Genomic DNA, 7,595 nt, shown 5'->3' with positions numbered 1-7,595 from the left:
CCACGGCACGGCGCCCTGCACGCTCGCGGTGAGCGCCGCCCGCGCCTCGCGGGCCCTCGCGATCGGCAGCCGAAGCGCGGCGCGCGTCGCGAACGGCATCGCGCGGGTGAGGTCGACCGACACGATGTGGCGCATCGCGAGGTCGTCGGGGAAGTCCTGGATCGTCGCGACGACCTTGTCCCACGCGATCACGACGCGAGCGCCGTGGTCCTCGAACTGGTGCCGCAGTTCGCGCGGCGTGTACAGCGGGTTGTGCTCGACGACGATCGCGCCGAGGCGGAGCACCGCGTAGAAGGCCACGATGTGCTGCGGGCAGTTCGGCAGCACGATCGCGACCGGATCGCCCGGCTGCACGCCGAGCCGCCTGAGGCCCTCCGCGGCGCGGTCGATCTGCTCGCCGAGCTCGGCATACGACGTGACGCGGCCGAAGAACTCCAGCGCAGGGCGATCCGGGTACTGCTCGACCGTGCGGTGGATCAGGTCGATGAGCGACCCCTCCGGCGCGGGCAGCGAGTGCGGGACGCCCGGGGCGTAGCTCGCGAGCCAGGGCTTCGCCGTGGCATCCGCCATCAGGCCGCCCCGTCGAACATGCTCGTCACCGACCCGTCCTCGAAGACCTCGTGGATGGCGCGCGCCAGCAGCGGTGCGATGGGCAGCACCGTGAGGCGGTCCCAGCGCTTCTCCTCGGGCAGGGGCAGCGTGTCGGTGACCACGACGCGGTCGATGAAGTCGGACTGCAGGATCTCGGTCGCCGGGTTGGAGAACACCGCGTGCGTCGCCGCGACGACGACGCCGGTCGCACCGTTCGCCTTCAGCGCCTCGGCGGCCTTCACGATCGTGCGACCGGTGTCGATGAGGTCGTCGACCAGCAGGCACACGCGGCCGTCGACCTCGCCGACGATCTCGTGCACCGACACCTGGTTCGGCACGAGCGGGTCGCGGCGCTTGTGGATGATCGCGAGCGGCACGCCGAGCTTGTCGGACCAGATGTCGGCCACGCGGACACGCCCCATGTCGGGCGAGACGACCGTCAGGGTCTCGGGGTCGAGCGAGTTCTTGAACTCCTCGAGGAGCACCGGCATCGCGAAGAGGTGGTCGACGGGGCCGTCGAAGAAGCCCTGGATCTGGGCCGCGTGCAGGTCGACCGACATGATCCGGTCGGCACCGGCCGCCTTGTAGAGGTCGGCGACGAGGCGCGCCGAGATCGGCTCGCGGCCGCGGCCCTTCTTGTCCTGCCGGGCGTAGGGGTAGAAGGGCGAGACGACGGTGATGCGCTTGGCGGACGCGCGCTTCAGCGCGTCGACCATGATGAGCTGCTCCATGAGCCACTCGTTGATCGGCGCCGCGTGCGACTGGATGACGAACGCGTCGGAGCCGCGCACGCTCTCGTCGTAGCGGGCGTAGAGCTCGCCGTTGGCGAACGTGCGGGCGTCGGTCGGGACCAGCTCGCTGCCGAGCTCGGCGGCGATCTGCTTCGCGAGCGCCGGATGCGCGCGCCCCGACACGAGGACGAGCCGTTTCGATCCGGTGGTCTCGATTCCCGACATGGTCACTGTCCTTCCCACCGGCCAGGCCGGGTCCTATTCAGGGTCGCGCTCATCGTTCTCATCGGTCTCGCCCGCCCCGTGCGCGGCCTCGGCCGCCTGTGCGGCCGCGCTCCCGGCACGGTGCTGCTGGACCCATCCGTCGATGTTGCGTTGCGGGGCGACGTTCACGCCGAGCGCACCGGCCGGCACGTCCTTGCGGACGACCGTGCCTGCCCCCGTGTACGCCCCGTCCCCAATCGTAACGGGCGCGACGAACACGCCGTGCGAGCCGGTGCGAACGTGCGATCCGATGGTCGTGCGGTGCTTCTCGACGCCGTCGTAGTTCGCGGTGATCGACCCGGCGCCGACGTTCGAGCCCTCGCCGATCTCGGTGTCGCCGATGTAGGAGAGGTGCGGCACCTTGCTGCCCGCGCCGATGTGCGCGTTCTTCGTCTCGACGAACGTGCCGATCTTGCCGTCGGCGTCGAGCACGGTGCCCGGGCGCAGGTACGCGAAGGGGCCGACCGAGGCGCCGGCGCCGATCACGGCCTGCGTGGCATCCGCGCGCTTCACCTCGGCGCCCTCGCCGACCTCGCAGTCGACGAGGGTCGTGTCGGGCCCGATGACCGCGCCGGTCGCGATCGCCGTCGCGCCCTTGAGCTGCGTGCCCGGGCGGATGGTGACGTCGGGCTCGATGCGCACGGCGAGGTCGATCCAGGTCGTCGCCGGGTCCTCGATCGTCACGCCGTTGAGCTGCCAGCCGCGCACGATGAGCGCGTTCAGCCGCGCCGCGGTCTCGGAGAGCTGCGCACGATCGTTGACGCCCGCGACGAGCCACGCCTCGGAGACCGGTCGCGCCTTCACCTCGGAGCCCGCCTGCCGGAGCAGCGCGATGATGTCGGTGAGGTACTTCTCGCCCTGCGCGTTCTCGGTCGTGAGGTTGGCGAGCTGGTCGCGGAGCGCCGATGCGCCGAACGCGTAGACGCCCGCGTTGATCTCGTCGATGGCGAGCTCGTCGGCGGAGGCGTCCTTCTGCTCGACGATGCGGTCGAACGCGCCCTCGGGGCCCCGGACGATGCGCCCGTACCCGGACGGGTCGTCGTACCGGGCGGAGAGGACCGACGCCGCGAGCCCGTCGGCGCGATGGCGTTCGAGCATCTCGGCCAGGGTGGAGGCGTTGAGCAGCGGCACGTCGCCGTTCAGCACGAGCACGTCGCCGTCGAAGTCGTCGGGCAGCGCGGCGATCGCCTGCTCTACGGCGCGGCCCGTGCCGGCGACCTCGTCCTGGTCGACGATGACCGCCTCGGGCAGTTCTGCCTGGATCGCGTCGGCGACGAGGTCGCGCTCGTGCCTGACGACCGCCACGACGTGCTTCGCGTCGAGCGCGCGCGCCGTGGCGAGCACGTGGGCGATGATCGGCGCACCCGCGAGCGGGTGCAGGATCTTCGGGGTGGTCGACTTCATCCGCGTGCCCTGGCCGGCGGCGAGCACGATGATCGCGAGGTTCTCGTCCATGCTCCGCCACCAGGATTCGAACCTGGTCCTCACAGCTCCAAAGGCTGTCGTGCTGCCGTTACACCATGGCGGACCGCGCACGGGGCCGCCCCCGGGCGGCCCTCGGGCGCGGTGTCAAGTCTGCCATGCGAGGGGCGTCCGGCGATGCGCGGCCGGCGAGGCCCCGACCGCTCGGCGGCGTCGAGGTCGCCGGCTCGGGGCGGTCCCCGGTCGTCGGCGGGGAGGACGCTCAGGTCGTCAGCGCCTCGGCGATCCGGCCCGCCCACGCACGGATCTCGTCCCAGTCCCGCAGGTCCTGGTAGTCCTCCGGGGTGTTCTGGAGCATCGCGCGTTCGACGAAGTTCCCGGGGTCCTGCGGCACGCGGCCGCCGAACACCACGTGCTCGCGGACACCGAGCGCCTCGGCCTGCTCGATGACCTTGCGCGGCTCGAGCCACTTGTCGTCGTCGGGCGGCGCATCGGGCTTCGGCTCTCCGATCGGGCCGGAGCTGAACACCCAGAACAGCATCTTCGCGAGCCGGTCGCGTTCATGCGAGAGGAAGTGCCGAGCCTCGCGACGCCAGCGGCCGGCGTACGTCGCACTGCCGAGCACGACGGCGTCGAAGCCGTCGGCGGTCGCGTGCCCGGCCTCCGCCGCCTCGGCGGCGTGGCCCCGTGCGCGGAGTTCGCCGGCGATCGCCTGGGCGATCTCGGCGGTGGACTGGTGCTTGGTCGCATAGGCGACGAGGACGCGTGCCATGTCCTCCAGCCTGCGACCGCGGGCGGGCGCGGTCGGGACCTTGGGCCCGTGGGCGTCGACGAGCCGGCGAGCCGCCGGTGGGATACTGGCGGCATGACGACCGGCGACCAGGACGAGGTGGACCGGATCGTCGACGACTGGGAGCGCGAGCGACCCGACCTCGACTTCGCGCCGCTGCAGGTGTTCTCGCGGGTCGGCAGGCTCGCGAAGCTCCTCGATCGGGCGCGGAAGCAGGCGTTCGAGCGGTCCGAGCTCGAGTCGTGGGAGTTCGACGTGCTCTCGGCCCTGCGCAGGGCCGGAGCGCCGTTCCGCCTGCCGCCGAAGGCGCTGCTCGCGCAGACCCTCGTCTCGAGCGGCACGATGACGAACCGCATCGACCGGCTCGTCGCCCGCGGCCTCGTGACGCGGCAGACCGACCCGCACGACGGCCGGGGCATCCTCGTGGAGATGACGCCCGCGGGAGTGACCCGCGTGGACGCCGCGATCACCCGCCTCGTCGATGCCGAGGCGGAACTGCTCGCCGGACTGCCGCCCGCCGAGCAGCGGAGGCTCGCCGCGCTGCTTCGGAAGCTCTCGCTCGGCTTCGCCTGAATCGGGCGGATGCCGCGGCGCACGCGCCCGCTCCGGTGCATGCGGCATGCGGCATGTGCACCGGAGCGCGACCCGTGGCCGGGCCTAGCGGCGCAGCACGCGTCGGGCGAGCCAGTTGCCGACGTACTGGACCACCTGCACGAACACGACGATGAGCAGCACCGCCGCCCACGTCACGACGGGCTCGAACTGCCGGAAGCCGTAGAGCTGCGCGAAGTAGCCGAGCCCGCCACCGCCGATCAGGCCCGCCATGGCGGACATGTCGATCACCGCGATGACGATGAACGTGTAGCCGAGGATCAGCGGGCCGAGGGCCTCGGGCACCACGACCGTGCGGAGGATCCGCCACGGGCCCGCTCCCATCGACCGCGCCGCCTCGATGACCCCCGGGCGCACCGTGAGCAGGTTCTGCTCCACGATCCGGCCGATCGCGAACGACGCGGCGAGCGAGAGCGCGAAGATCGCCGCATCCGTCCCGATGCCGACGCCGATGACCGCGCGCGTGAGCGGCTGCACGGCGGCGATGAAGATGATGAACGGGATCGGCCGGAAGAAGTTGATGACGACGTTCAGCAGGTTGTTCACCACCGTGTTCGGCAGCAGGCCGCCGCGCCTCGTGGCGTACAGCCCGAGCCCGAGCAGGAAGCCGCCGGCACCGCCGAACAGCATCGTGAGCGCGACCATGTAGAGGGTCTCGCCGGCCGCGGCCCAGAACTCGGGCCCCAGTTCGAGGAGGCGGTCCATCAGCGCACCTCCGTCACGTCGGTGTGCCGTGCGACCGCGGCGAGCGCGCGGTCGATCGCGGCGCCCTCGCCGCGGACGGCCAGGGTCAGGTGGCCGAACGCGCGGCCGCGGATGTCGTTGATGCCGCCGTACACGAGCTCGAACTCCAGTCCGGCCTCGGCGAGGTCGAGGAACACGCGCGCCTGCGACGCATCGCCGTCGCGGAAGGAGCACGTGACGATGCGCCCCTCGTGCCGCTCGCGGAGCACCGCGAGCTCGGCGGGCGAGGGCACGCCCTTGACCACCGTGCCGACGAATCGCTGCGACGACGGATGCCGCGGGCTCGAGAACACGTCGAAGACGTCGCCGTGCTCGATGACCCGGCCCCGGTCCATCACGGCGACCTTCGTCGCGATCGACTGGATCACGTCCATCTCGTGCGTGATCACGATGATCGTCACGCCCTGGTCCTCGTTCACGCGCTTGAGGAGCGCGAGCACCTCCTGGGTCGTCTCGGGGTCGAGCGCGCTCGTCGCCTCGTCGGCGAGCAGGATGCGCGGGCGCGTCGCGAGGGCGCGGGCGATGCCGACGCGCTGCTTCTGTCCGCCGGAGAGCTCGTCGGGGCGGGCGCCCGCCTTGTCGGTCAGGCCGACGAACGCGAGGAGCTCGTCGACGCGCGCGCGGATGTCGGCCTTCGCCCAGCCGGCCACCTTCAACGGGTAGGCGACGTTGCCGCGCACCGTCTTCGCGTCGAAGAGCTCGAACTGCTGGAAGACCATGCCGATGCCGAGGCGGATGCCGCGGAGCTCCCGTTCGCGGAGTCCCGTGATCTCGCGGCCGTCGATCCGGATCGAGCCGCTCGTCGCCGGCTCGAGGGCGTTGACGAGCCGCACGAGCGTCGACTTGCCGGCGCCCGAGTAGCCGATGATGCCGTAGACGTCGCCGGCCTCGATCTCGAGGGACACGTCGTCGACGGCCGTGACGGCCTCGGCCGTGCGGCCGACGGCGGGATAGGACTTGCTGACGTGCTCGAGGGTCACGAGCGCCATGCGGTACCTCCTCCACGCACGCGCGTCCGGGTGGCGACGCCCGGTCGGGGCGCGCCACCCGAGCGCGTGCCGGGTCGTGTCGTGGTCGGGTCAGCCCAGGGTGCGGGTGTCGTCCTCGACGGCGGCGAGCGAGGCCTCGAGCTCGTCGACCGGGGTCGTGAGCGGCACCGCCGTGCCGCCGGAGGCCTCGAGGAGGCCCGCCTGGACCTCGGGGTCGGTCTGGAAGATCTCGACGAGCTTCAGGTACGTCTCGTCATCGGCGTCGTCGGCGCGCGCGGCGAAGATGTTCACGTACGGCAGCGCGTTGGGGTCGCTCGGGTCGTCCTGCGCGATCGCGTCGGCGAAGGTGAGGCCGGCGTCCTGCACGAAGTCGTTGTTGATGATCGCCGCGGCGACGTCGGGCAGGCTCGTGGGGGTCAGCGACGCCTCGAGCGGCGTGACCCGCACCTTGGAGGCGGCCTCGTCGATGTCGTCGACGGTCGAGAAGATCGACCCGCCGCCGTCGAGCTCGATGAGTCCGGCCGACTGGAGCACGAGGAGCGCACGGGCCAGGTTCGAGGGGTCGTCGGGCACGGCCACGCTCTCGCCTGCGGGGATGTCCTCGACCGAGTCGTACTCGAGCGAGTACAGGCCGAGCGGGTAGATCGCGGTCGCGCCGATCGGCACGAGGTCGGCGTCGGCCGACACGTTGTAGTCGGCGAGGTACACGATGTGCTGGAACTGGTTGAGGTCGAGTTCGCCCTCGGTGAGCGCCGGGTTCGGCTGCGTGTAGTCGGCTAAGTCGACGAGCTCGATGTCGATGCCGGCGTCTGCCGCGGCCTCCTCGAATGCGGGCCACTGCGGGTCGGACTTGCCGACGACGCCGATGCGGACGACGTCGTCGCCCTCGGCGGCACCGGCCGACGAGCAGGCCGCGAGGCCGATGACGAGCGGGGCTGCGGCGAGCGCGGCGATGAGCTTGGTGGTGGTGCTGGGCATGGCGGGGTTCCTCTTCCGATCAGCGCGCGCGTTCGGATGCTGGTGGCGGTGGTGCCTGGACATGACGAACCCCACCGCTGGTGGCGGTGGGGCGTCGTTGCCGCGTTCGCGGGCGCACCTCAACGGTAGGCGAAGGATCTGCGCCTAATTGACCACGTGGTCATCGATGGTCACAGATCCTGCGACGTCATCCTTCGAGCTGCTCGGATACTTCGAGCCAGCGCGTCTCCAGGTCGGCCACGGAATCCTCGAGGGACCGCAGCTCGTCGCCGAGGGCGCCGAGCCCGACGTAGTCGGACTGGTCGTGACGGGCGAGCTTCTCGTGCTGCTCGGCGATCTGCACCTGCAGCTTCTCGAGCCGCCGGTCGATCGACGACAGTTCCTTCTCGGCCGACCGGCGGTCGGCCCCCGTGAGGGCCGGGGCGGATGCCGCGGCACTCGCGCCGCCGCCCGCTGCCGCACCGGGCCCGCCCG

The 7,595-nt window shown here is 71.6% G+C and carries 9 protein-coding genes and 1 tRNA gene; 1 reads left to right on the top strand and 9 read right to left on the bottom strand.

Annotated features, from left to right (window positions below; genetic code table 11):
• The 5 genes from ESO86_RS08000 to ESO86_RS07980 form a co-directional block, all read right to left on the bottom strand.
• A partial coding sequence (locus ESO86_RS08000) for an AMP-binding protein (RefSeq protein WP_165307493.1) occupies window positions 1-570 on the bottom strand: 570 nt, incomplete at its 3' end.
• Entirely contained in the window at window positions 570-1,547 is a 978-nt protein-coding gene (locus tag ESO86_RS07995; RefSeq protein ID WP_129234425.1) for a ribose-phosphate diphosphokinase, read from the bottom strand. The genes ESO86_RS07995 and ESO86_RS08000, both read right to left, overlap by 1 nt.
• A gap of 33 nt (window positions 1,548-1,580) precedes the next feature.
• Entirely contained in the window at window positions 1,581-3,041 is a 1,461-nt protein-coding gene (gene glmU / locus ESO86_RS07990) for a bifunctional UDP-N-acetylglucosamine diphosphorylase/glucosamine-1-phosphate N-acetyltransferase GlmU (RefSeq protein WP_129234424.1), read from the bottom strand.
• Between the two features lies 1 nt (window position 3,042).
• Window positions 3,043-3,114 (bottom strand) — tRNA-Gln (locus ESO86_RS07985).
• A 156-nt stretch (window positions 3,115-3,270) separates the two neighbouring features.
• Window positions 3,271-3,780, bottom strand: a complete 510-nt coding sequence (locus ESO86_RS07980) for a flavodoxin domain-containing protein (protein WP_129234423.1) — start codon at window positions 3,778-3,780, stop codon at window positions 3,271-3,273.
• A 93-nt stretch (window positions 3,781-3,873) separates the two neighbouring features.
• On the opposite strand from ESO86_RS07980, the gene ESO86_RS07975 reads away from it, so the two are divergent.
• Entirely contained in the window at window positions 3,874-4,371 is a 498-nt protein-coding gene (locus tag ESO86_RS07975) for a MarR family winged helix-turn-helix transcriptional regulator (protein WP_129234422.1), read from the top strand.
• Between the two features lie 84 nt (window positions 4,372-4,455).
• Here ESO86_RS07975 and ESO86_RS07970 read toward each other — a convergent pair whose 3' ends face one another.
• From ESO86_RS07970 to ESO86_RS07955, 4 genes are all read right to left on the bottom strand, one after another.
• Entirely contained in the window at window positions 4,456-5,115 is a 660-nt protein-coding gene (locus tag ESO86_RS07970; RefSeq protein ID WP_129234421.1) for a methionine ABC transporter permease, read from the bottom strand.
• Window positions 5,115-6,143 carry a methionine ABC transporter ATP-binding protein gene (locus ESO86_RS07965; RefSeq protein ID WP_129234420.1) on the bottom strand — a complete coding sequence of 343 codons (1,029 nt, stop codon included), beginning with the start codon at window positions 6,141-6,143 and terminating at the stop codon, window positions 5,115-5,117. The genes ESO86_RS07970 and ESO86_RS07965 overlap by 1 nt, the downstream gene beginning before the upstream one ends.
• Window positions 6,144-6,233: 90 nt before the next feature.
• Window positions 6,234-7,121, bottom strand: a complete 888-nt coding sequence (locus tag ESO86_RS07960; RefSeq protein ID WP_129234419.1) for a MetQ/NlpA family ABC transporter substrate-binding protein — start codon at window positions 7,119-7,121, stop codon at window positions 6,234-6,236.
• Window positions 7,122-7,308: 187 nt separating this feature from the next.
• Window positions 7,309-7,595, bottom strand: a 287-nt coding sequence (locus tag ESO86_RS07955; RefSeq protein WP_242492271.1) for an ABC transporter C-terminal domain-containing protein, incomplete at its 5' end; no start/stop codon positions are given.

This window comes from Agromyces binzhouensis (genome assembly GCF_004135055.1).
Taxonomy (GTDB): Bacteria; Actinomycetota; Actinomycetes; order Actinomycetales; family Microbacteriaceae; genus Agromyces; species Agromyces binzhouensis.
Note: the sequence above shows the minus strand (reverse complement) of the source record. Positions and strands in the feature narration are given on the sequence as shown.